Raw genomic sequence first — 820 nt, 5'->3', positions numbered from 1 at the left:
ACAGGTTGAGCTACTTTATTTCTTGAATAGCTGCCATAAGATCAGGTTCATATTGCTGAGTGCTGATAAGCTTGCCTTGATTGGCTTTATTGTGCCAATTAGATAAGGTCTGCATGGCGATGCCAAGCTGCTTTGCGGTCGCTGAGATATTGCCATTATTGTCTGCTATCTTCTTGACTGCCTCGGCTTTAAATTCGTCACAGTAGGTTCTTACTTTCTTGGTCATGATAAACTCCGATTAATACGCTTAGTTTACCAAATTTACCTCTACGGTTTCTTCAGCATAGCTCAAACCATTTTTTAGTAGTCATGGTGTTTAGTCGCACGCCTTCGCCTTTGACGTATATCATCCTAAGCACATATTAGGCATCAGCATCACCTTGATTAGCTTCGCGTTGAACTTGGCTAAAATCAGTAACCATAGCTGACACAGACAGCATCGCTGCTGCTAAAAAAGGATATATTTACGTGTTAAAGAGGTTTTAGGGAGGGTCATAGCAGATTTCTATAGATAGTTTTTTGGAACTTAAACTTATGTATTATTCTCATGATAGCAGAGCTATTTTCGAGCACTCGAACCGATGACTTTTTTTGCATGAAAACCATTTAACGTAACATCTCTAGGAAGAAGCTCAGTCTGCTAGTGAGGACTTGAGTCTTAGGCTATGCATTTATGGATTTATATCAAAAACAGTTTAGGGCGTGTCTTCAATTCAATCGATGGACATCTAAATGGGCTAAAAATGGCTAAATTTTGCCAAACTTCATCAAATAGCTAGGTAATATCCCGATATTAACGGCGCTATTTTCCTTGTTTGAC

Annotated in this window: 1 pseudogene; it reads right to left on the bottom strand. The window is 39.1% G+C overall.

Features of this window, described 5'->3' with window-relative positions:
* Positions 1–13 precede the first annotated feature (13 nt).
* A pseudogene (locus tag ACT3RN_RS15940) lies at positions 14–226 on the bottom strand (IS3 family transposase); the annotation flags it as partial.
* Positions 227–820: the final 594 nt, after the last annotated feature.

Origin of the sequence: Psychrobacter sp. AOP5-GZ1-6 (assembly GCF_052376345.1) — a bacterium.
In the GTDB taxonomy this organism is placed as follows: Bacteria; Pseudomonadota; Gammaproteobacteria; order Pseudomonadales; family Moraxellaceae; genus Psychrobacter.
Note: the sequence above shows the minus strand (reverse complement) of the source record. Positions and strands in the feature narration are given on the sequence as shown.